This is a genomic window from Aminobacter ciceronei, assembly GCF_014138625.1.
In the GTDB taxonomy this organism is placed as follows: domain Bacteria; phylum Pseudomonadota; class Alphaproteobacteria; order Rhizobiales; family Rhizobiaceae; genus Aminobacter; species Aminobacter ciceronei.
Genome location: NZ_JACJHY010000037.1, coordinates 39,153 through 59,920, shown reverse-complemented (window position 1 = coordinate 59,920; position 20,768 = coordinate 39,153). Strand labels below are relative to the sequence as shown.

Genomic DNA, 20,768 nt, shown 5'->3' with positions numbered 1-20,768 from the left:
CGGGAGAAGCGCACTCCAACCGCCATGGTCAAAGAGGCACTCGGCATAGTTCGACGGTCGGCATAAACTGCCAAGCTCAACGATGTCGAGCCCTATGCCTATCTGGCCGACGTACTGCAGCGCATGCTCGATGGGCATCCCGTCAGCGGCCTCGACGAACTCCTGCCATGGGCGTGGAAAGCGCAAAATCCCGTCAAGAGCTGACATCACGTGCAGCCCCCGGACGCATACGTCGTTTCTCCAGCACCAACGCCGTACTTTGCCCTGCGCTGCCGGATGCCCGCCACACATCGCCATTCCGCGACGACAGTCAAAACGGGTCTCCCACACCGGTGCGCGCGGCGAAGAGGCCGTTCGAGCGCGGCTTGATGGCAATGGCATCGGGCATAACGGAGCGCTCGGCGGCTGCACTGTTCTCGCGCTCGAACGGCGTCGGCTCAGTGCCGACGGCGGCTCGAACGAAAAGCGGCGAGCTGGGCCACAGCGTTTCCGCACCGCCAGGCGACAACGGCGTCGACGCCGAGCCCGCGAGCGGACCGCCGTCGATCAGCGTGGAAAGTGTAGCGACATAGGCAAGGGTTTCGGCCGGCAAAGGGTGACCGGCGAGATAGGCTTCGTAGCGGGCCGGGCCTGCATTATACGCCGCGAGGAAACCCGGCGATCCGAAGCGATCGTGCATCTCACGCAGATAGGCGGTGCCCGCCAGGATGTTGTCGCGCGGATCGAACGGGTCCTGTCCGAGCGGCCATCGACTGCGTAGCTCCTCCCAGGTACCCGGCATGATCTGCATCAGGCCACGCGCTCCGGCGCCGGACACTGCGCGCGCGTCACCGGTGCTTTCCTTGCGTATGACGGCACGTATCCAGCTGGCCGGAACGGCAAAGCGTCGTGAAGCCTCAGTGATGTGGGCGGCATAAGGATCAGTGGGCAGCGACTGCTGTGCCGCGTCGGCTTGCCCAAAGGATGGGTCGACCGAGCAGGCCGACAATAGGAGGCCGGAAAGAAGACGAAGCGCGAACCAGTGAACCTGCTGTCGCTGTCCGGCGACCGATCGGCTGCGCGTTGGGCGCAGCCGAGAAGCGATGGGAACGTCGGGGCAGGGCATGACTCAAGCCGTCTCGCTGCGGTCGCGTGGACGGCTCCAATGCAACGACCATGTGGTCGCGTCGTCACTATTCCGGAACAGGCGTGCGCGGATCGGTTCGTGGAAGGTCGGGTCGTCGAGCTGCAGCGAAACATACTCACCGGCCTTCTCGCTGGTGCGTGTCCAGCCTGCTCCGACCTCCTGTCCGTCATCGATGCCGTGCAGCACGCGATAGTCGGGTGTGTTGTCACCGTCGCCTGGTTCGACCGGTACGATGGTGAGTTCGAGGTCGAGCGTGAAGGTGTGGATGCGGCCCGAGAAGCTGTCTCCTTCGCGCGTGAACAGTCCGATCTGTGGCATGGCTAACTCCTTTTCTGGTTCGGCAGTGATGGGGGCGGCAGCGAGACCTACGCTGCAGCTGGCGCGCTCACCGCGTTGACGCGCGCCATTCGAAGTGGCCGTCGTCTTCCTCTTCGGTCCAAAGCGGGATGGCGCGGCCGATGATGCGGTCGATGGACATCGGGCCGAAGTAGCGACCGTCGAGGCTGTCGCGGACCTCCCAGTTCATGAGGAAGATTTCGTCAGCGGGGATGCGCAGGCATCCACTCCAGGTCGGCAGTGTACGGCCCGCGCGATCGTGCTCGAGCGCGGTGCCAGCCTCGATGCCGTCGACTGTGATGAGAACGTTCGAACGGCAGACGGTTTGCCCGGAGACCGCGCGAACGCGCTTCACGAGCGGGACACCTTTCGGCAGATAGTTGCGCGCGGCGAAGAAGATCGCGAGCGGCTCCGGCGCGTCGACGGCGACAAGATCAGTGACTTCGAAAGGACTGTCGAAGTTAATCCAATAAAGGCCGATCGGCGCGCTGGCCGAAGCGTTCCACATCAGCCTGATCGGCATCGGCGTGAGCCCCGGATAGCCGACGCCAGTTACAGCAAATGCAGTCATAAGCACGATGGAGAGGCGGCTCATGACTTCGTCCTCTGGCGCAGAAGGAAGGCACGATGCTGGTCGAGCGTGTGTGCCCTTGGCTCGTGGCCGGCGGTCATTCGGTTGTGAACGTGTCGCCAGTGATCGGGCGATACGGCTTCGGGATCGATGCCGAGACGTTCAATCGCATCGATCACCTGAAGCACGCGCTCGACTTTGGGCCAGCTATCGATCTTGAGCAGGATGTCGCCGCCTGGACGCACGAATGGCAGCGTCTGATAGGCTTCGCCGCGGGCGACCGCACGCACAATGTCGATCCGTGAGATCACCGTGCCGAAGTCATTGGAGGCCCAGCGGACAAAGGCGAAGATCGTGCCGGGCTGGAAGTAGAGGATGCGACGGCGGCGATCGATACGTTGTTCGTGCGCTGCCCGACCGAAGCGGATCCAGTGCTCGATTTTCTTTTCGACAAAGGTCAGTTCGACATGGGTGAGGAGTGCTGCGTTCATGACGAGCTCCCCGCAGTTGTGGGGCAGTCATCCTCATGCCGGCGAAGGCAGGGGTGCGTTAGAAAGATTCTGAAAGAATCTGGGTTAGAGACGTTACGGTGGCCGCAAGGCACTGGAATCCGACGAGGAATCGTCAATTCCGGTCCCCGATAGCACGAAGGTCGGGTCCCCGATGGCACGACAGGGGTGGTCCCCGATAGCACGAGCGTATTCACAGCTTGCCCCCGAAGCGCGAGGATGGTTTCCGAGCCGGGCGCGGCGAGGTGAACGCGGCCGGATTGGTGGCGACGAAGGTGAGGACATCAGGACCGTCGACCTGGTGTTCGATGCCGAGGCGGTAGCCAGGCAGGGGTTGTCGTCGGGCGATGTCGCGCAGGTCGTATGCAAAGTGCTTGAGGGGCGAGAGGCTGCCGGACTTGTGGTGCAGATGGGCGAAGTCGAACCTCCAGCCGTATTGCTGGTGTCCGCCATGCTTGCGCACGATGCGGTAAAGCCAACGCTCGAGGCCCCCGGTCAGGTCGAAATATGTCCGGTCGATGGTCAGCACGAGCGCGTCATCGAGGACCGCGCGATAGAACCAATCCGGCAGGATCAGTTCGATGCCGACTGGCCGTCCATCCCGGTCGGTCCGTTCTTGCCATTCGTTGAGCCAGGAGAAGCGATGGCGCCGGCCCTCGGCCGGCTGGCGGATGGAGGTCGCGATCGTGGTCGACTGGAGACGATCAAGCGCGGCTTTCAGGCGCTGATAGTCGCGTGAGCTGACGCCGCGCCCGGTAAAGGTCAGGATCTCATAGGGCGTCGTAGCCATCAGTCGTGATGTCCGCAGTCCGGCATCGCGGGCGTTGACGATCTGGCTGGCGGCCCAGATGAGGATGTCTGCGTCCCAGATCGTTGCCATGCCGTGATCCGGTACGGCTTCAACCCGGATGGTTACGCCACCGGCTTTAAAATCGATGGGTGCCGTGCGTCTGGATTTTGCGAGGGAAAACAATGGATAGGCCATGAGGTCCTGTGCATCGCGAGGAGCGAAGTCGCCGGGGAGCGCATGGAACAGATCAAGCTGTCCGCGCTCCGAAGGTAGGCAAGTTCGCGCCGACAAGGGGAGCAGCCGAGCGATCAGCGGGCCAAGCGGTCGGCATGTGCTACAGCCATAAGGGAATGGCGTTTGGCCGGAAGCACGGTGCCCCGTGGGTCGGATGTCGAGGTCATGGCTCCGCGATTGGCCCAGGCCTGGAGATCGTCGATGGCATAGACGACCCTGCCGCCGAGCTTGCGATAGTCGGGGCCTGTCCCGTAGGTGCGGTGCTTTTCGAGCGTCCTGGCCGACAGGCTCAGAAACGTAGCCGCTTCCTTGGTGCGCAGAAAGCGTGGCGGCAAGCCGGCGTTTCGACCGTTCATCGGGGCATCTCCATCACGTTTTGAAAGCCGCTGACAAGCGGCGGACATGGGCGATGATGGAGAAGGGCTCCGGCGTTGTTCAGGTGCGAAATGGATGGAGCCTATTTCGCACGGACATGCACATTGCCGCCGGACTTTGGCATCGGCAGTCAGGCGTCGCGCCGCCGGAACCGCAGGAGTTGGCGGTAGCCTCCTTCAATCATTCTGTAGCCATCGCGAATGAGGCGCAGCGTTGTGTAACGAAATGGCGAATCCTGCCAGTCCTCAGCGAAGATGAAGCGGGGACCGAACAAAGCGTGGGCTATGTCGAAATGGGAGGCCCCTTCGATGCGGCCGTCTAGCGCGCGAAGCATGTGGCCGAGGCGAACGCGTTGCGATGATGTCAGGCGTTTGTCGGGTACGCTGCTTCCCTTGGCCGATCTAAGATATCTTTCCAGGGATGACAGTCGTTCGGGGGCCTTGGCGTCGAGAGGTACTATGGCAGCCAGGGGACGCGCGCAGTCGGTGCCGTAAAGCAGAGCAATCTGGCAGCTATTTGCCGCCGAGACGGCACGCAAATGCTCACCCAACTCGTCACGTTTTGAAACAGCTGGCGGCAAAGCGGCGACGACGTCCGCGTCGTCAGCCAGCAGTGGCGGCGTGTTGATGAGCAGGATAACAGCCGGATCCACCTCGGGTGTCCAGTAAACCGGCTGCTTGGTTGCCGGGCGATCAGGATTTGCTGGAAAATCGAAGCCCCCACTGCGATCGCAGCGCGTTCGGGGACATGGCATCAGGCGTGGAGTTGATTTGCTGCATGTCTGCAAATTCGCGCTGGTAGGTTGGATTGCGGCGCAGAAATTCCCAGGCGAGGGCATCCGGAGTGACGTTGCTTATGAAATCGTAGGCCTGCGAGCTGCGCCACTCAGACGAATCCGGCTTCATGCATCCTCCTGCAAATTTGCGGACCATTCCCGTAATGCAGTGGAACAGCAGACAGAATCCCAAAAAACCGGGATTGACCGGAAGCGATTGATGGGCTGAGCGCTTACTCAGGCCGTGGAATGGGGGCGGCGCCCGACCACGACTACCGTGTCTTCATTGATGCTTTGTCATGTGCTGCCAATCATATAGCCCCGACATCGGTCACAAGCTTGAACAGGCAGTCACCGGGAGCGGCGAGGGCCGGTGCGCGGCGGCAGGCGACGAGGCCGGACTGCGCGAAACGGATTTCTTCGGGCGGCTTGGGGGGACCTTCGACTGGAAAAAGGAAGCCTCCGGATTGGCCAGCTTCTACAGTGTCGCCGAGTTCGACAGCAGGTTCAAAGATGCCGTGAATGGGGGCATATGCGAACGCGCCCCTCCCGTCGACCCGCATCAGCCGGACTGGCGTCGGCGGATTGATTTCGGCATTGGGCAATACGCCGATGTGGTTGAGGACGCGGCAGATACCTTGCCTGGCGATGGCCTCGCCAGTGGTTGAGAAGGTGCCGCCCCCGCCCAGCTCGGTTGTGAGGGTTGGAACGCCAAGAGCCTGGGCTACCGCAGAAAGAGTGGTTGCCCCTCCGCCACCGGTGCCGTCGCTGATGGATCCGATGGGAGCGCCGAAGACCTGCATGAGTTCCATGAGCCTTGCGGTTTCGGCTCCCGAGTTAGCAACGCGTATCAGGCAGCAGGGAAGATACGACAGGGATCTGCCGCCTGAATGCAGGTCAATGACGATGTCGGCCATCGTAAGCAGTACCGAGCTGACAAAATGGGCGATCATCTGGGTCGGGGTGCCGTTTGCCTCGCCAGGGAACAGCCGGTTGAGATTGCCTTCGTCGAGCGGGGAGAGGCGTCGCCCCGCAACCACGGCGGGATAATTGAGCGCAGGCAGAATGAGGATACGGCCCCGCACATCGCGGGGTTCGAGCTGACGAGCCAGTTTGCTCAAAACGACCTGGCCCTCATATTCATCGCCGTGATTGCCGGCAAACAGCAGTGCCGTCGGCCCCTCGCCATTCCTGATGCAGGTGATCGGGATCGGGATGACGCCATAGGCGGACTGGTCGGTCGAAAAGGGTAGTCGCAGCCAATCGTGCTGCTTCCCGTCCCGGTCGAAGTCAAGAGTTGTCCAGATGCGCGTCTCGCCCGCCGGCGACATCTTCATGTCAGTGCAGCAGCGTGTTGAGGAACGAGCGCGCACGGGGATGATTGGGAGTAGCAAAGAAGGCCGATGGCGACGCCTGTTCGACAATGCTGCCCTGATCCATGAACACCACCTGGTCGGCGACCTCGCGGGCAAAGCCCATCTCATGGGTGACGCAGATCATCGTCATGCCGTCATGAGCAAGTCCCGTCATGACATCGAGCACCTCCTTGACCATCTCCGGATCGAGGGCCGATGTCGGTTCGTCAAACAGCATCAGGCGCGGGTTCATGCAGAGCGCGCGCGCAATCGCCACCCGCTGCTGCTGTCCACCTGACAATTGTGCAGGGTATTTGTCGGCCTGTTCGGGAATGCGGACCTTTTCCAGAAAATGCCGCGCCAGGCTCTCGGCCTCCTTGCGCGGCATGGAAGGAACCCGGCGCAGCGCAAGCGTGCAGTTCGACAACACAGTCAGATGTGGAAACAGGTTGAAGCTCTGGAACACCATGCCGGTCTGCCGGCGGGCCAGTGCCGTCTCCCTGGCATTGTCGCCCAGCCTGATCGTGCCAAGTGTGACCGTTCCCTGCTGGTAGGCTTCAAGCCCGTTCAGGCAGCGGATCAGAGTGGATTTTCCCGAACCGGACGGTCCGCAGATCACAAAGCGGGATCCGCTTGGAATGGTGAGGTTGACCTCCTTCAACACATGGAAGGCGCCATACCACTTGTTGAGCGAGGTGATCTGGACGGCAGGTTTGTCGTCTGTCTGGGTCATGGAGTCTCTCTACAGTTCGCTTGAAGGCAGCGATCTCAGTGTCTGGTTTTGTAAGGACGCGATCAGCCGCTGGGCTACCGGCCGGTCAGTTATCTGGCGGTCGGCCCAAGCAGTCGGATCTCGAGCCGTTTGATGGCGTGCGAAATGAGGAGTGCGAGACCGAGGAAGATGAGGCCGGCAACCGTCAGCGGCTCGGCATAGCGGTAGGTCTCGGAGGCAATATCGAAGGCGCGTCCCAGCATTTCCGGCACTGCAAGCACCGCCAGATAGGGCGTCGCCTTGAGGATCGAGACGAAGTAGTTGCCCATGGGTGCAGCGATGTTGCGCAGCATCTGCGGCGCGATGACAAAGATGGTGATATCCATCCTACCGATCCCAAGCGCCCTTGCGGCTTCCGCCTGACCGTTGGGGATGGCATCGATGCCGGCCTTGAACACCTCGGCGAGATAACCGCTGTAATAGAGGCTGAGCCCGATCATGCCTGTGGCAAGCGCGCCAAGGCGAATGCCGTAAAAGGGCAGGATGAAATACAGGCAGTAGAGCCAGACCAGCACTGGCGTTGCCCTGATGAAGTCGATCAGGAAGCGGACGAACAGCCCGCCCAGCCCACCGGAGCGGCGGATGAGTTCGAGGCCGAAGCCTATTGCCGAGGCGCCAACGCAGCTGACTGCTGCCACCAGCAAGGTCATGCCGATGGCGCCAAGGATGGTCGGCACCGTCGACAGCGCAAAGGCCACATCAAACTGCACGACGCGCCTCCCTTGCCGGGTTGATGCGTCGTTCCACCCAGCGGCCGAACAGTGCGACCGGATAGCAGACGATGAAATAGGCGAGCAGCAGCGAGCTGTAGATCGGCACCGGGTCATATTCGATCTGGGAGATCTCCTTGGCGCGGAAGGTCATGTCGGTCAGCGTCACCAGCGAGACAAGCGATGTCGCCTTCACCAGCTGGATCAGCTGGTTGATGAAGGTCGGGCTCATGGCGACGAGTGCTTGCGGCAGTTCGATGCGCAACAGGATGGTGGCACGCGACAGCCCAAGCGCGTGGCCAGCTTCCTTCTGGCCACGATCGAGTGCCTGCAGGCCGGCTCTCACGGCCTGGCTGGCATAGCCGCCAATGTTGAGCCCAAGCACCATGGCGCTGACGGTCATTGCCGACAGCGCCAGTCCGGCCAGGGGCAGGGCGTAATAGAACACGAACAGCAGGATGATGACGGCGGAGCTGCGCCAGAACTCGATGACCGACGTCACCACGAACCGCGCCGGGCCTGTGGTCAGGTATTGGGCAACGCCAAAGATGAGGCCGAAGGGGATGGCAAAGACAAGGCCATAGAGCGTCACCAAAGCGGTGACGCGAAAGCCCTGCAGGATGCCGAGCCAGATCTCGAGCATGCTCATTTGTCGGCACCAGCCGTGCCACAGAGCTTCTCGACGGTGACGGTATCAGGCACGACCTCGGTCTCGCCAAAGCCATATCTGGCCATGACCTTGCCAACCGTGCCGTCCTTGGTCAGCGCCAGAAGCCGTTCATCCCACAGTGCCCGCAAATCCCCGTCTTCGCTGCGGAAGGCGACAGCCGCATAAGTTGCCTGTTCGTCTGTCGTCACGAAGGGGTCGGCACTTTCCAGTCCCTTCAGCTTGCCGCTGGCAAGCAGCCCGATCACGGTCGGCGATGACAGTACCGTCACATCGATGCGGCCAGAGCGCAGGGCCGAGATGTTTGCCTCGATGTCGGGAAACAGCAGCATGTTACCTTCCGGCACGCCGGCGACAGTCGCATTCCTGACCGACACGCTGCCGCGGCCGGCACCCATGATGATCTTCTGGCTGACGATATCCTCAAAGCCATGGATCTGTTTTGGATTACCAGTGAGCACGATTGCCGCGTCATGGACCTTGAGATCGGGTGTTCCGAAGGCAACCTGCCGGCAGCGCTCCGGCGTGATGGACAGACCAGAGGCCACCGCATCGAAGCGGCCGGCCAGCAGCCCCGGGATGAGCGCCCCGAACTCGGTGACCCTGATGTCGATCTCCTTGACGCCAAGTTCGGCAAAGGCAGCCCGCAACAGGTCCGGATGCCATCCCTTGGCCTCGCCGGTGGCTTCGTCACGAAAGCCCCATGGCGTCCGGTTGTGAATGCCGATGACGATCTTGCCTTCGCGCAGGATGCGCTCCTTGGCCGTCTCGGCAAAGGCCGGACCACCTGGCAAGGCAACGATCAGCGCGAGCAAAACGCACCACATGACTGCAAGCCGCAGGCGTACAGAACTTCTGAAGGTCATTCTCTCTCTCCCATTGTTGTAAAAGGTTGGCTCCGCGGCCGATGGACGGATGTCTGGACGTGCGGGACCGCGCAGTCTCGCCTCCCGCGATCCGGCAAAGGCCCTAGTTCAGCTACGCCTGAGATAGTTTTCGGATGCTGTGTTGCTGTCCGATGCGGTTGGGCGGCTATTGGTTCCAGCGTTCAGGCCGCTTTCGCCCAATGCCTGGAGGTCCGCCAGGACCGACTGAATTTGCGGCCAGGGGAATGCCGATGTGTCGCCCATGGCCTCGCCACCGGCAGCAATGATCTTCAGCTTGGCGATCACCCCGGCGAGTGATTGAGCGCGAGTGGTGGCAATAGCATCGAGGATCTCTTCTTCAGCCTCGATGGCCTGTGCCTCGGCGGCACGGGCTCGTGAGTATCCAACCTTCTGGTCGAGCTCGTCCCAACGTGTCTGCTGATCTGCTGGCTGCGGTGCGCTCTGCTGGTCGTTCTCAGCTCCACCGCTCGGTTCAGAAGCCCTCAGGGCATTCCTGATCCTTATCTCCAGACGCTGCTGCAGCCGGCACAAAACCACGGCCATGTGATGTGCCTGCTCCCACTCCTGCAGCAGGACCACGCATGGGTCGACGGGCGCAAGCAAACGCGCGGCGATCTTCTCGGCCGGTCTTACGCCAACCGAGATGTCACCTTCCGCGTCGTCATCCACAGCACAGCTCTTCCTTCGTCCCCCTTGGGTGACGAAAGGCAAAGCTGTGGTATTGTCGGAATCAGCCATGATCCGAGCTCCAACCAGCTTGGGTTTGGTCAGGCTGACCAAGATGTTCGCGCATCACGGTCAGCCGCTCTGAGTAGCCGGTTCGACACCGACTCGGCCTCAGAGAATTGATAGAAAAAATATCAACAAGCCCATTTGAATGTCAATAGAAAATCTATCAATCACTACTCGGCAGGTGAAGGCGGCGAGGGCACTCCTCGGATGGTCTCAGACAGATCTTGCCTACCATTCTGCGGTTTCCGAGCCGACTATTGCGCGTTTGGAGGCAGAGGATGGTGTTTTTGGTGGTCGCCCTGAGACCATCTCAAAGATAATCAATGCTCTCGTGAAAGCCGGCATCAAATTCATTCCCGAGAACGGCGGTGGAGCTGGCGTACGTCTTCTCCGCCGGTCGACGGTCTGAAGGCCAAGGTGACAGCAAGTTACCTATAATCGGATTAGTCCGAGCACAGGGTTGTGTCATGTTACGGGTGAACTTCGTCAGGAGAGCGCGCCAACTGAAGCCGGGCGGGTGGGAGTGGGGTTGAGCTGCAGCTGGCGCTAAGCTCATGTGTTGCCTTGGGGAGGCGGCAGGAGCCTGACCGCAGGTTAGACGCAGCTAACGCAACGTCAAGCAACGCTAGCGTGTCCGGGAAGCAGTTAGCGCAACTTGCGAATTGCCTGGTCTTTCAGCCCTGCTAAATCTTGACCGGCCGCTGCTCGCAAATCTGTACTCGAACCAAACTTTCGGTCGTAAATTTCCGGCTGGTACCGCCACTGGAACCAGAGTGGTATCTTGGCGGTCTGACTACGCCTTGGTCTTCCTTCCAGCTTTTTTCACAGGCTTCTTGTCGCCAGGCTTTCGACCGAGGCCGAGCTGCTTCGCCAGTGCTGAGCGCCTTGCCGAATACCCAGGAGCTACAATGGGGTAGTCAGAGGGCAGGGACCACTTGGAACGATATTCTTCAGGAGTGAGCCCCAAAATACCAAGATGCCGCTTCAGGGTTTGATACTTCTTCCCGTCTTCCAGGCTGATGATGTAACCGTCCGTGACAGTCTTCTTAATAGGCATCCGGGGTGTTGGCCGCTCTTCCACCGGCGTCGCCGGAGTGCCGAGCATGCTGATGCTGGAATGGATTTGGGAAATCAAGCCAGGCAGATCTCCGGCCGGGACTGGATTGTTCGAAACATAGGCGGCCACGATATCGGCAGTGAGCTCAATCAGCTGACTATTGGAGTTTAGCAATACTTCAGTCATCACAATACCTCTGGAGAGTACTCGGCTACCAAGCTCCGGTAGCGGAATTTTGCTCACAACGAAACCCGGGGGTTCCCAAAAGGTACGAGTTCAACCGCCGTTGGACGTCCGCTTTGCGCCCTCATACCAGCCGTTCGTGTTCTACGTGTGGCATCCTGGAAACAGACACGCGGCTTTCCTGCACTCGTTGTTGATCGTACTGGCGTTGTCGTGCCGCTCTCGCTCGCCCAGGGGATTCATTTGTCGATTTTGTGGTAAGGCAGATTTTCACATTGGGTTTCCACGGGGCCGGGTACGGTGACAGCAAGGCAGAAGGCGAAATCCTCGGCAGAGAAACGAACGGCCAAGAAAAAAGAAGTGTCCCCTACCAGACGGTCGACCGGCGGAACGGGTTTTGACTTCGAGGATCGCGTAGCCGCGCACTTTGTATTGTCGTCGCTTGCTGGGCGCAGCCTCCCGGTCGAGGGCGATGTACAGAGTCTCCAGATGCAGACTGGCACGCTGCAATGGGATATCGATGACCTGCTCGTAGTTGCGCAGGACAAGGCGGTGGCGCGGCGACTAGCCGTCTCGTGCAAGGGCAATGTGCAGGTTTCGGCAAATGGCCTGCCGGCATCGTTTGCTGACCTGGCTTGGCGACTCTGGACCAAGACGGACAGCCCGTTCGATAGGTCGACGGACCGCCTGGCGCTTGCCACCCAAGGGACGCACGACGATTTCCAGAGTGCATGGAGCGACATCAAGAAGTTTGCGGCTGGTGCCGATGCGGCCCTGGCTTTGGCGCAGATCGAGGCCAATCCACGCTACAAGAGAATTTTCGACAGTCTAAAGGCGGCGGCAACGGCCGTCACGAACGCCGACGTTCTTGGCCTCATCGGCTGCCTTGATGTTTTGCCGTTCGATTTCCAGCGGTTGCCTTCGAAGGACGAAGCCGACGCCATCGCCGTTGCGCGCTCGCTTCTGGCGGGTGGTACTGCGCAGGACGCCACCGACCTTTGGGGTGAGATCGTCGGCCGCGCGAAAGAAACGCGCTTGGGAAGCGGCACGCTGGATATGGCGGCTTTGAGGCGGTGGCTGCGGCCCCGCTTCGCGCTACGGGATTTTCCGGACTACGAGCCGAGCTGGGCTCGCCTTCGGGCGCTGAGCGCGGAGACAGAGAGCCTCGTCCAAACGGCTTTACCTTCAGGGGCACGCCTCGACTTCAGGTCCGAATGCGACCTGCTTCTGACGCAGCTCGGAGAAAAGCCGTGCGTTGCGGTCTATGGAGAGTCGGGGACCGGTAAGTCCGCATTGGTAAAGGCTTTCCTCGATACGCACTTTCCTAGTGCAACGCGGGTATGGCTTGCACCGGAACATCTTGAGCTAGCTCTGAACGAAGCAGAGCGCGCGCGCTTCGGACTCGCCCATCCCCTTATCAGCGTCCTCGACGCTGCCGTAACGGCTGAGAATTTTCTTATCATCGATTCAGCGGAACGCCTTTCGCCTGCGTCACGGCTCAAGGCCCAACAGTTGGTCAAACAACTGCTCGAAGTGACTGGCTCAGAACCTCCGCTTGCGTGGCGCGTGATCCTCATTGGGCAAACCGAGTTTTGGGCAAGCGGCGAGCTGTCGAAGATTGCAGGCACTCCGTCCTTGGCGCGATGGGAGGTTCGGGCCCGATCCGCAGGCGATGTCGCGGCCGTACTGCGTGCCAGCACCGGGCTTGAGTGGCTTGCATCTCACCACGACGCCCTCATGGCCCTGACAAACCTGAGAACGCTCGCATGGGTCGTTCAAGCGGCAGGGGTGTTTCAGGATGACAGCGGTGCGGCCCCCACGTCTATGGTGGCTATTGCCGAGAAGCTTTGGGCGCACTGGACGTTAGGTCGTACGGCACTCGAAGGATTCTTGATACGGCTGGCCCTGCGCGATGCGGCCTTCGAGCATAGCGTTCCTGTCAGCACCCTCGAAGCGGCGGACGCGACTGCGTTCGACGGCCGGCCGCCGCAGTGCCCGGTTAGGCGAAATCCCGCCAACAATCACGTGCAATTTGAGCATGATCTCGCGGCTGACTGGGCGCGCTTCCAGAGGCTGAAAGAGATCGCTTCCGACACGGCGCAGTGGGCGGCTTACGCGGAAAATCCGCTTTGGAATGGCGCGCTGCGCATGCTGGGCCAGTTACTTTTGCGCCAGCCGTCAGGCTCGCGAACGGCATGGGACGACGCCTTTGATCAAGTGCAGGCGGCGCAAGGTACCCTTCCGCTCGCTGATGATATCTTGCTTGATGCGCTGTTCCTCGACCCTGAGGCGATCACCTTCTTGGAAGCGCGCGCCGATATGCTCTTCGCAAACAACGCGAAGCATCTCCAGCGCTTGCTGGCGAGGTTCGAGCATGTCGGAAGCGTGTCCGGCGTTTCACTTGTTAACGCGGGGCCGCTGAAGGACTATGGCGTATATCTTGAGGCGAAATTCCGCACGCCGATTGTCGGGAGATGGCCCGCCCTCGCAGTGTTTCTCGGCCATCATCACCAGCGCGTAGCAGACCTTGTCCTTCCGCGCGTTTCTATTCTTTGCGAGCGCTGGCTCACCAGCATGCCGCTCACATTATCGGACGGAACGCTGGTTCCCTATCGGCAGGAGTTTGCGGAGTTGGCGCTTGCCACCGCGCGCGCCCGTCAACTCGATGTCGCGAAAGGAGTCATGTACCTCGGCGACGACGACAGCCTCTTCGAGGCGGCCTTCGCCGGTGCGCAAGATCTCCCCGATGACGTGGCAACCTGGGCGCTGGAGATGGCGCACCGTCGTCCGATGCGTGCCGACCTTCAGGCGCAGTTGAACCAGCATCATAGGGAAAAGGCTGCCGAGCACAGCCGCCGAATGGAGAGCGATGCCGAGTACCGCGAGCGTCACGGCCGGAAGCGGAGCATTTCCGTGATGTCGTCGGGGAGGAAGCTGCCACCTTGGCCGCTAGGTCCTCAAGGTCGAGTGGACAGGGCGTTTGAAAAGGCGGTTCGGTCGCGAACGTTTCAAAGCCTCATGCGCGCTCGGCCTGCGGAGGCAGCCGAAGTGCTGATGGCTGTCTTGATCGAAGACTCCCCGGAAGAGAGCTACGGCTCGCGCGGGCGCTACCGCGAGGAATTGGGGCTTGCCTATGACAACGAAGGCTACCCCACGGCCTACTGGAAGAGTCCGTTTTTCTCATTTCTGCATGTCGACCCGGCCACGGCAATCGATACACTTCTGCGGCTTCTCTCCTTTTGCATGGACCGTTGGGAACATGACGTTACGAGTCATGGGGGCCGCTCGCCCGCGCCGATACCAGTACGCTTGAACGACGGCACCGAGCGGCAGTTTCGAGGGCGCTACAACGCCTTCGCGTGGTCGCAGACAAGCGATCATTCCAACGGGCAGCTTTATTCATCGCTTGCGGCGTTGGAGAAATGGCTGTGTGGCCTTGTTGACCAGGGGGCCGATGTCAGCAGCCACATCAATACGTTGATGCGGCATGCGGATAGCGTCGCCATACTCGGCGTAATTATCAATGTCGGCAAGCGGTTGCCGGAGCTTTTTAGCGCCGTGCTAAAGCCATTGCTCACGGTCGCGCCATTCTACGAGTGGGACGAAAGACGCATCCGGGACAGCGAGTATAGCTTCGACGCCATGACATGGGTCCGAAGCGGCGAGATGGTCTTCGAAATGGCGCGCGACTGGTACGCTGCGCCTTACCGTCATAGGAAGCTCACAGCCATCGTCAGTGAGCTGTGCCGCAAGGACCATGCGCTCGGCGACTTCGTCAACGCTGCCGCAGCCCAGTGGACGCCGCCAGATGGCGACAAGGAGCGGATGGAATTTCAGATCAGGGTCGCGGAACTCGACTACCGCAATTACCGAGCCGTTGGCGCGGGGGAGGAACACCAGGCGGAATTCGTATGGCCTGCCGAGCTTGCTGCTGTAATTTCCGGATTTGAGCAGAGCAGGGGTCGGGCGCGGCAGATACTTGCTTTCCCCGAGAATTGCCGGCGGTTTCTTGCCGCGCCTGCGCCGTTGCCGGTCGATCAGATCACGGCCATCGCCGACCTAATGGGGGCGGCAGATGGCGACGAGGATGTGGGGCTTGAGGAGGAGATGCTTCGGCCTGCGCGCGTCACGGCGGCGGTCGTGCTTCTCTTGGGTGCCAAGGAATGGCTGGCCTCGAACGAAAGTGTGCATGATCGCGCGCAAGCGATCGTGCACGCTGCGATGGAGGAAACCGCTCTCGATAAGGACCGTTCCCGCTTTCACTATTCCATGACACCGAGCTACCTGGAGTTCGTCGCTTATCTAGTCTTTCACGAATGGCTCGCGGCCCCATCGCGGGACACCGATAGTGCGCTCCTCCGCATCCTGACGAGCGGCGACGACCGCGCCGCCGGCGTAATTGCCGATATGGCGTACGCTCACAGTGCTGCCTTGGGCGACAGATGGTGGCGGCTTCAGTACTTGGCGCTTCTTTGGTCGGGCTTGATCATCCTCAAGCCACGCTTCGGTCAGGAAGATGGACCTGATCAGAGCCGTTGGCTGCGGCGTGCGCGTTGGTTGCTCACGCGTCGAGTATCGGGTGTACCATGCACCGTCGATGACATCCGTCCCCTCGATGTGGCTAAGCGGATCGAGGAGTTTGAGGCTCGCCAATGGGAGGAAGAATATCGCCATGACGGCCGAACCTTCACCCGAGATCGATCGCGCCGGATGTCTGGCGCATTGGAGACGCATTTCCTCCAAGTTGCGTTTGCGTGGCTGCTGATCGACAAGAATTTGTCTGCGGGGGTGACGGAGCTGAACCAGCGGCGGCAGTTGCTCAATGCCTTCTGGGCTCACACCGGGTGGCTGCTGGTCGGGAGCGAGAGCGAAACGTCCGGTGACTACGCCCCGATGAGCCAGTTCGGTTACAAATTGCTGGAAGCCATGGCGGGCATGGTCCTGGTGACCGACGCTGCCGAGTCATCCTTGCTGTGGCAACCGATTTTCGATATTGGCCCCAAGGGGCACTACGCCATCGCTCACTTCTTCACGTGCTTCTTCAGCCACCTCGAGGAGGACACCGATCAGGCACTTTTCGCTGCGCGCTGGCGACCCATGATCGAGGCCATCATGGTAGGGCGAGGGTGGGAAGGCGGGCCATGGTATCACCAGCAAAGTCTGGAAAGGCACGCGTTAGGCTTTGCACGGTCGGACGCGCTAGCTCGGCCTTCGACTTCATCAAGGTTGATCGAACCGATGCGCGATCTATATCGCGCGTGGGCCCTTAAGCGGTTGCCAAACGATGAAGACAACCTCGCTGGGCTTTGCGGATTTTTGTCTACGAAAGCAGGTCAGTCGCTCCGTCTGGAGGGGCTCGTGTGGATCGCCAACTCCATTCAGGGCGCTTCCGCGCTCGCACGGCTCGCCGGCCAGGGCCCTGTTGCGGATCGGCCTTTGTATCGCGACCGAACCTCCGCAGCGTTTGTCGAATTCTTGACCACTGTGATCACCGAAAACGGGCCGACCACTGTTGCACAGCCCGAAACTAGGCAGGCGCTGATTGACCTCGTTGGCTTGGCGGTGTCGAAACAATTGTCGGCGGCCTTGGCCATTCAGGATCGGCTGAAGAGCTTACTTTAGGACGCGCTAGCCTGCATGAACGAAGGTGGCGTGCGAAGGTCCCCTCCGGCAAGTCGACCCGTCAGCAGAAAGTCTCCTTGCGGCCCCGAAGCTGTGATGCTGTCGATCCCGTATCTCCGGTGGCCAATCAAGGCCGAGGAGAACTCACATGGGCCATCTCAATTCGATGATGCCAGCCGCCAGCGTGCAGCCTGGAACGCTGGAAAGAAAGTGGGAACGGACGACTTCGGGAAAGCTGCCCTTCACCTGATGAACGACCTTCGACATGCAAGCGCCTCATGTTGGCCGTTGAGGATGCCTTTGCTGCAACCTAAAACAGCACCAACGATTTCAATGGCTTAACAAGCATTCGTCTCTCCGGAAGATTCCCTTGAAACCCTCGGGAAGCACCGGGAAAGCACGCAGAGCTGCATCCGATCGCCACTAATTCTGTTGTGGACTGCGCAAGTGGTCACGTCGCTGCCGGGGCCAAGGGAGCAAGAATTCCCGCTGGCTGTCTCGCAGGAAACCTACCCGCTGCGACAGCCTGCCCGATCACTTCAGCGTACGGGTCAGGTTGCTCTCGAAGCTGCCCGTCGAAAACCTTTCGTCGGAGGCACTCGGCGACAAGGGAGCTCATGTCAGCGATCGGATCGTCGCCATAGTCTCGGTAGTACCTCGCGTATTTCGATGAATCGTAGACATCCGGCGCTCCGCCGTGGATTACCGAGTTACGCAATCGCATCAACAGAAGCACACGAGCACGATCGAGCTTTCCCCCGAACAGGTCATCCACCCCTCGCGCAACAGCCTCCGTTGCGCCATTTGCATCCCCAAACATCGAGTCGATCGTGATGCAGTCTATTGGAAACCGCTCGCTGTCCGGTAAAAACCAAGCTCTGTAGAAGTACTGCAGCGATTTCAGCTGCTTGATATCGGCCTCGCTGCTGGAAGCGAGAGCTCTGTCGATCACATCAAGCCAGGCACCATCCTCGCTCCCCAGCACAACGTCCTCCCCGAGTGCCGGCGTATGCGGCGAACTGTCGGAAAGGGACCAGCCATCGCGAACGCTCACTACTCCGCCGAAAACCTTCCTGCCAGTAAACTGGTGTCGGTAGCGATGCATGACGGTGAGGGAGATCGCCCCCAAGATCGATGCTCGATACTTCTTTGCAACCTCAGGCGATGGCGCGGTGACAAGGAGCCAGCTCGTCGGGGATTGGGTCTTGTGCTTCCAGTCGCTGAATGGCGGGAATTGCTGACCATTGACGTAGCCCCGTGGCAGGTTCGCCAGTGGCATCTGTGCGGCAAGACCAGACGCTGTCGAGAGCGAGAATACCGCCCCCTCAAACACATCTTTCATCTGGATTGTGACCAGCGGAAAGAGGCAAGTTTCTTGAGGCGGAATGAGGATATCGCTCGTTGCGAACTGGTCAACAAGCAAGTCAACTTGCTCCTTCGAAAGCCGCTCCAATAGTGAGGTTTCAGCGCGGCTGAAAATGTTGTTACCCGCGACTAGGTGGTACCGGTCCGTGAGGAAAGACCGCAGCTTTTCAAAGGAATGGCCCAATGGAAGATAACGGAGATGTGGTGGCCCGAGGGATCTCAGCTTCATCACCGCAGGCATCAGCTTCTTTCGACGGAAGAAAAGCGTGACAGAAATGCCGCCCAAGGCGGGATGCCTATCGCGTCGGCCAAGGATGAATGCGCTGGCAAGGCCGTCTTCGCCAACGGTGTTGTAGGTTGCGGCAAGCAGCCCCAGTATAATTTCACGCATCTGTGCCGAGTTCATCACACTTCCATAAGCTGCTCGTTCGCGCGGATGTTTCTACTTGACCCTCTGCCGGTTCGGAACGTGCAAGGACTCCTTACTCGTAGCAAGAGGCTTTGGTTCTCGTCGCGTCCTTTGGTGGCCTCACCGTGGGCAAGGAAACCGTGTTCGGGGTTGGGTTAGGCCCGCCTTTTGCGCCTCGTCGTGGGGAGGTCTTGAACCGGTCAGGTGAGGACAGGCCCTGCGCCGAGCTGAATGTCCGCTCACTTACATGTCACACTGGAAGCTGCCATTCCGCTTTCGGCCCCCTGTAGGGCGGTGAGGCGTCCGGAATTGCGCTAGCTTGACGACTTCACCAAGCCGGATCCGCCCAGCAGACGTGCAACCTTATTGAGCGATGACGACGAGCCATCTTCGGTGCCCGAAATATTCATCGCGGGCGGCCAGTCACCGTCACTTTTCCATTCTCTTTCCTTGCCGACAAGCTGTTGTACTGCCCGGACCGCCGGTAACCCGTCTTTTCCATCATTCGCCAGGACTGGATCGGTCTCGCTTTCCCAGAACGATCCTGTATCAAGCGTAATTCTAAACCCATGACTAAGCGCCGAGCGCTCGTCATCATCGAGGTCCAGAGCTGCAAACGCAGCTCCTGGCTCAACTTCGATCCCGAACAACCAGGCAACTCTGGCAGCAGCTAATCCCGAACCCGGAGCCATCAGGACCAGCGTTGAACCATCGTGCCTCTTACCGATAAGGAGAATATCGTTTTCACGTGCCTTCGCGGTGACTGCGTTGTCGTAATAGTAGAGCCTATACTCAGATCGTGTCGGATGCCGCGCCCGGGCGTCGTACCAGGTAAGCATCCCGGTATCGGCCAAGACGCCGCCGTCGTCTGACATCCGGATAAAGTCTGTCGGTATCTTTTGCGGGTGGTCCTTCCCGAACAATCCGATCAGTGGCTTTGACCCGTTGAACTCGTGCTGGTTAGAGCGCGTGATGTCCGTCTCGACTGCACTCAATCGCTTGAACACAGCACCACTGAACAAAGGTGAGAGCACACCACCTGTCATAGGTGACTACGCAAGATTTCCGGCACGTCTGCGGGAAGGGGCGGTAATGACGATGCTTTCAGGCTGTCCCAGCATTCGTCCTTCTTGGCCCATTCCGATACCTGACGGGCGCCCGCATCGTCCCTGAGAACATCATTCACCCGCACGGCCAGCTTGCTAACATACCCCGAAAGCTGGGATGACAGCCCCTGCTTCTGCCATATGGCATCAAGAGACGCAGCGTCGCCCCTGGGATCGCGCTTGCGGTGAGCTGCAAAACAATATCTTGACCAATGCGCCCATTTTGCGTTACGCGTAACATATTACTGCGCTTAGCGTTTTGCTTCGGCATGGAGGAATGTTGTGACTCGGCTTCGGAGTGCCTGGAAATCGTTGCTGGTTGGGGGATTGGTCGCGCTGGTTTCAGGCGCCGCCGTAAGTCCCACTCGTGCGCAAGAAACCCTTGAGCGGATCAAGGCTCAGAAAACGGCGCGAATTGGACTGTCGAATTTCGCGCCGACGTCATTTGTTGGCGCTGACGGAGAGGTTACAGGCGTGTCCCCTGAACTCGCGAAGGCGTTTCTCAAAAGCCTTGGCGCGGACAACGTCGAAGGCGTTGTCGGCGAATTTGGCTCGCTTATTGGAGGGCTCGAGGCGGGACGGTTCGATTTGATCGCCGTCGCAATGCAGATTCAGCCCAAGCGCTGCGAACAGATCGCGTTTGGCAATCCCGAGCTGCAGTTTCTGCAGGGTTTTGTCGTGAAAACAGGCAATCCGTTCGATCTGCGGAGTTTCAAGGATATCGCGGCCAACCCGGACGCACGCCTGGGGCTGCTTACCGGGGCCGGGCAAATCCGGTTCGCGGACCTCGCGGGGATTGGCAAAGACCAACAGGTTTTATTTCCCGATTTCGAGAAGGCGGTGGCCGGCCTTCAGGCTGGAAGGGTTGAAGCGGTGACGGGGGCCGGCATCGCGTTGAAACATATTGTCCAGACGCTCGGCCAGCCGGATGTCGAATTCGTTGAGCTCGAGGTGCAGCCGTCGGACGAGAACGGCAAGCCGGTAATCGCCGTTGCAGGAATGGGTTTCCGCAAAGCCGACAATGACCTGCGCGAAGCTTGGAACGCCTGGTTCCATCAGGCTCGGCAGAGCGGAGAGGCGCTGAAGATCGTGACCCCATTTGGAATAGCAGAAAGTGATATTCCCGGCCTTGACGTCACCGCAGCCTCGATCTGCCCCTGAACCCATCACGATCGCCACAGCTTTTG

Annotated in this window: 20 protein-coding genes and 1 pseudogene; 3 read left to right on the top strand and 18 right to left on the bottom strand. The window is 60.2% G+C overall.

Translation table 11 applies throughout. From position 1 onward, the window contains the following. Window positions 1–66: 66 nt before the first annotated feature. A pseudogene (locus HNQ95_RS28250) lies at window positions 67–204 on the top strand (transposase domain-containing protein); the annotation flags it as partial. 106 nt (window positions 205–310) lie between these two features. On the opposite strand, the gene HNQ95_RS28245 reads toward HNQ95_RS28250, so the two are convergent. The 15 genes from HNQ95_RS28245 to HNQ95_RS28175 form a co-directional block, all read right to left on the bottom strand. After that, complete coding sequence (locus HNQ95_RS28245) at window positions 311–988, bottom strand: lytic transglycosylase domain-containing protein (protein WP_246719279.1); 678 nt, start codon at window positions 986–988, stop codon at window positions 311–313. 120 nt (window positions 989–1,108) lie between these two features. Beyond that, complete coding sequence (locus tag HNQ95_RS28240) at window positions 1,109–1,444, bottom strand: DUF736 domain-containing protein (protein WP_182575750.1); 336 nt, start codon at window positions 1,442–1,444, stop codon at window positions 1,109–1,111. Between the two features lie 67 nt (window positions 1,445–1,511). Further along, window positions 1,512–2,057: a S26 family signal peptidase gene (locus HNQ95_RS28235; protein WP_182575749.1), complete on the bottom strand. Its 546-nt coding sequence runs from the start codon at window positions 2,055–2,057 to the stop codon at window positions 1,512–1,514. Beyond that, the gene (locus HNQ95_RS28230) at window positions 2,054–2,524 is read right to left on the bottom strand and encodes a DUF2840 domain-containing protein (protein ID WP_182575748.1); all 471 of its coding nucleotides are present in this window, start codon (window positions 2,522–2,524) and stop codon (window positions 2,054–2,056) included. The genes HNQ95_RS28235 and HNQ95_RS28230 overlap by 4 nt, the downstream gene beginning before the upstream one ends. Window positions 2,525–2,735: 211 nt before the next feature. Next, window positions 2,736–3,623 carry a replication initiator protein A gene (locus HNQ95_RS28225; RefSeq protein WP_182575747.1) on the bottom strand — a complete coding sequence of 296 codons (888 nt, stop codon included), beginning with the start codon at window positions 3,621–3,623 and terminating at the stop codon, window positions 2,736–2,738. Window positions 3,624–3,640: 17 nt separating this feature from the next. Then, entirely contained in the window at window positions 3,641–3,922 is a 282-nt protein-coding gene (locus HNQ95_RS28220; RefSeq protein WP_182575746.1) for a helix-turn-helix transcriptional regulator, read from the bottom strand. Between the two features lie 149 nt (window positions 3,923–4,071). Continuing rightward, window positions 4,072–4,593, bottom strand: a complete 522-nt coding sequence (locus HNQ95_RS28215; RefSeq protein WP_310329972.1) for a DUF2285 domain-containing protein — start codon at window positions 4,591–4,593, stop codon at window positions 4,072–4,074. Between the two features lie 40 nt (window positions 4,594–4,633). Further along, window positions 4,634–4,846, bottom strand: coding sequence for a transcriptional regulator domain-containing protein (locus HNQ95_RS28210; RefSeq protein ID WP_182575744.1), 213 nt, complete (start codon window positions 4,844–4,846; stop codon window positions 4,634–4,636). 181 nt (window positions 4,847–5,027) lie between these two features. Continuing rightward, the gene (locus HNQ95_RS28205; protein ID WP_182575743.1) at window positions 5,028–6,053 is read right to left on the bottom strand and encodes a succinylglutamate desuccinylase/aspartoacylase family protein; all 1,026 of its coding nucleotides are present in this window, start codon (window positions 6,051–6,053) and stop codon (window positions 5,028–5,030) included. A gap of 1 nt (window position 6,054) precedes the next feature. After that, window positions 6,055–6,804, bottom strand: a complete 750-nt coding sequence (locus HNQ95_RS28200; RefSeq protein WP_182575742.1) for an amino acid ABC transporter ATP-binding protein — start codon at window positions 6,802–6,804, stop codon at window positions 6,055–6,057. Between the two features lie 89 nt (window positions 6,805–6,893). Next, complete coding sequence (locus tag HNQ95_RS28195; protein ID WP_182575741.1) at window positions 6,894–7,553, bottom strand: amino acid ABC transporter permease; 660 nt, start codon at window positions 7,551–7,553, stop codon at window positions 6,894–6,896. Further along, window positions 7,543–8,202: an amino acid ABC transporter permease gene (locus HNQ95_RS28190; RefSeq protein ID WP_182575740.1), complete on the bottom strand. Its 660-nt coding sequence runs from the start codon at window positions 8,200–8,202 to the stop codon at window positions 7,543–7,545. The genes HNQ95_RS28195 and HNQ95_RS28190 overlap by 11 nt, the downstream gene beginning before the upstream one ends. Next, entirely contained in the window at window positions 8,199–9,086 is an 888-nt protein-coding gene (locus tag HNQ95_RS28185; RefSeq protein ID WP_182575739.1) for a transporter substrate-binding domain-containing protein, read from the bottom strand. Before HNQ95_RS28185 ends, HNQ95_RS28190 begins: the two co-directional genes overlap by 4 nt. A gap of 108 nt (window positions 9,087–9,194) precedes the next feature. Further along, window positions 9,195–9,845 (bottom strand): hypothetical protein, encoded by a 651-nt coding sequence (locus HNQ95_RS28180; protein ID WP_182575738.1) that lies wholly within the window; start codon window positions 9,843–9,845, stop codon window positions 9,195–9,197. A 787-nt stretch (window positions 9,846–10,632) separates the two neighbouring features. Then, window positions 10,633–11,082 (bottom strand): Ros/MucR family transcriptional regulator, encoded by a 450-nt coding sequence (locus tag HNQ95_RS28175; RefSeq protein WP_182575737.1) that lies wholly within the window; start codon window positions 11,080–11,082, stop codon window positions 10,633–10,635. A 297-nt stretch (window positions 11,083–11,379) separates the two neighbouring features. Between HNQ95_RS28175 and HNQ95_RS28170 the strand changes: the two genes are divergently transcribed. Further along, window positions 11,380–16,701 carry an ATP-binding protein gene (locus tag HNQ95_RS28170; RefSeq protein ID WP_210289174.1) on the top strand — a complete coding sequence of 1,774 codons (5,322 nt, stop codon included), beginning with the start codon at window positions 11,380–11,382 and terminating at the stop codon, window positions 16,699–16,701. A gap of 144 nt (window positions 16,702–16,845) precedes the next feature. Here HNQ95_RS28170 and HNQ95_RS34015 read toward each other — a convergent pair whose 3' ends face one another. From HNQ95_RS34015 to HNQ95_RS28160, 3 genes are all read right to left on the bottom strand, one after another. Then, window positions 16,846–16,968 carry a hypothetical protein gene (locus tag HNQ95_RS34015; protein WP_281381315.1) on the bottom strand — a complete coding sequence of 41 codons (123 nt, stop codon included), beginning with the start codon at window positions 16,966–16,968 and terminating at the stop codon, window positions 16,846–16,848. A 184-nt stretch (window positions 16,969–17,152) separates the two neighbouring features. After that, window positions 17,153–18,472 (bottom strand): hypothetical protein, encoded by a 1,320-nt coding sequence (locus HNQ95_RS28165; protein WP_182575735.1) that lies wholly within the window; start codon window positions 18,470–18,472, stop codon window positions 17,153–17,155. 317 nt (window positions 18,473–18,789) lie between these two features. Continuing rightward, the gene (locus tag HNQ95_RS28160; protein WP_182575734.1) at window positions 18,790–19,521 is read right to left on the bottom strand and encodes a hypothetical protein; all 732 of its coding nucleotides are present in this window, start codon (window positions 19,519–19,521) and stop codon (window positions 18,790–18,792) included. A gap of 387 nt (window positions 19,522–19,908) precedes the next feature. Here HNQ95_RS28160 and ehuB point away from each other — a divergent pair, with 387 nt between their 5' ends. Further along, the gene (gene ehuB / locus HNQ95_RS28155; RefSeq protein ID WP_182575733.1) at window positions 19,909–20,742 is read left to right on the top strand and encodes an ectoine/hydroxyectoine ABC transporter substrate-binding protein EhuB; all 834 of its coding nucleotides are present in this window, start codon (window positions 19,909–19,911) and stop codon (window positions 20,740–20,742) included. Window positions 20,743–20,768: the final 26 nt, after the last annotated feature.

Bases quoted from the DNA above. Each gene is read 5' to 3' on its own strand.
- HNQ95_RS28185 (WP_182575739.1), bottom strand. From the start codon at position 9,086: ATGACCTTCAGAAGTTCTGTACGCCTGCGGCTTGCAGTCATGTGGTGC.
- HNQ95_RS28235 (WP_182575749.1), bottom strand. From the start codon at position 2,057: ATGAGCCGCCTCTCCATCGTGCTTATGACTGCATTTGCTGTAACTGGC.
- HNQ95_RS28190 (WP_182575740.1), bottom strand. From the start codon at position 8,202: ATGAGCATGCTCGAGATCTGGCTCGGCATCCTGCAGGGCTTTCGCGTC.
- HNQ95_RS28230 (WP_182575748.1), bottom strand. From the start codon at position 2,524: ATGAACGCAGCACTCCTCACCCATGTCGAACTGACCTTTGTCGAAAAG.
- HNQ95_RS28240 (WP_182575750.1), bottom strand. From the start codon at position 1,444: ATGCCACAGATCGGACTGTTCACGCGCGAAGGAGACAGCTTCTCGGGC.
- HNQ95_RS28175 (WP_182575737.1), bottom strand. From the start codon at position 11,082: ATGACTGAAGTATTGCTAAACTCCAATAGTCAGCTGATTGAGCTCACT.
- HNQ95_RS28165 (WP_182575735.1), bottom strand. From the start codon at position 18,472: ATGAACTCGGCACAGATGCGTGAAATTATACTGGGGCTGCTTGCCGCA.
- HNQ95_RS28160 (WP_182575734.1), bottom strand. From the start codon at position 19,521: ATGACAGGTGGTGTGCTCTCACCTTTGTTCAGTGGTGCTGTGTTCAAG.
- HNQ95_RS28205 (WP_182575743.1), bottom strand. From the start codon at position 6,053: ATGAAGATGTCGCCGGCGGGCGAGACGCGCATCTGGACAACTCTTGAC.
- HNQ95_RS28220 (WP_182575746.1), bottom strand. From the start codon at position 3,922: ATGAACGGTCGAAACGCCGGCTTGCCGCCACGCTTTCTGCGCACCAAG.
- HNQ95_RS34015 (WP_281381315.1), bottom strand. From the start codon at position 16,968: ATGTCGAAGGTCGTTCATCAGGTGAAGGGCAGCTTTCCCGAAGTCGTC.
- HNQ95_RS28210 (WP_182575744.1), bottom strand. From the start codon at position 4,846: ATGAAGCCGGATTCGTCTGAGTGGCGCAGCTCGCAGGCCTACGATTTC.
- HNQ95_RS28180 (WP_182575738.1), bottom strand. From the start codon at position 9,845: ATGGCTGATTCCGACAATACCACAGCTTTGCCTTTCGTCACCCAAGGG.
- HNQ95_RS28200 (WP_182575742.1), bottom strand. From the start codon at position 6,804: ATGACCCAGACAGACGACAAACCTGCCGTCCAGATCACCTCGCTCAAC.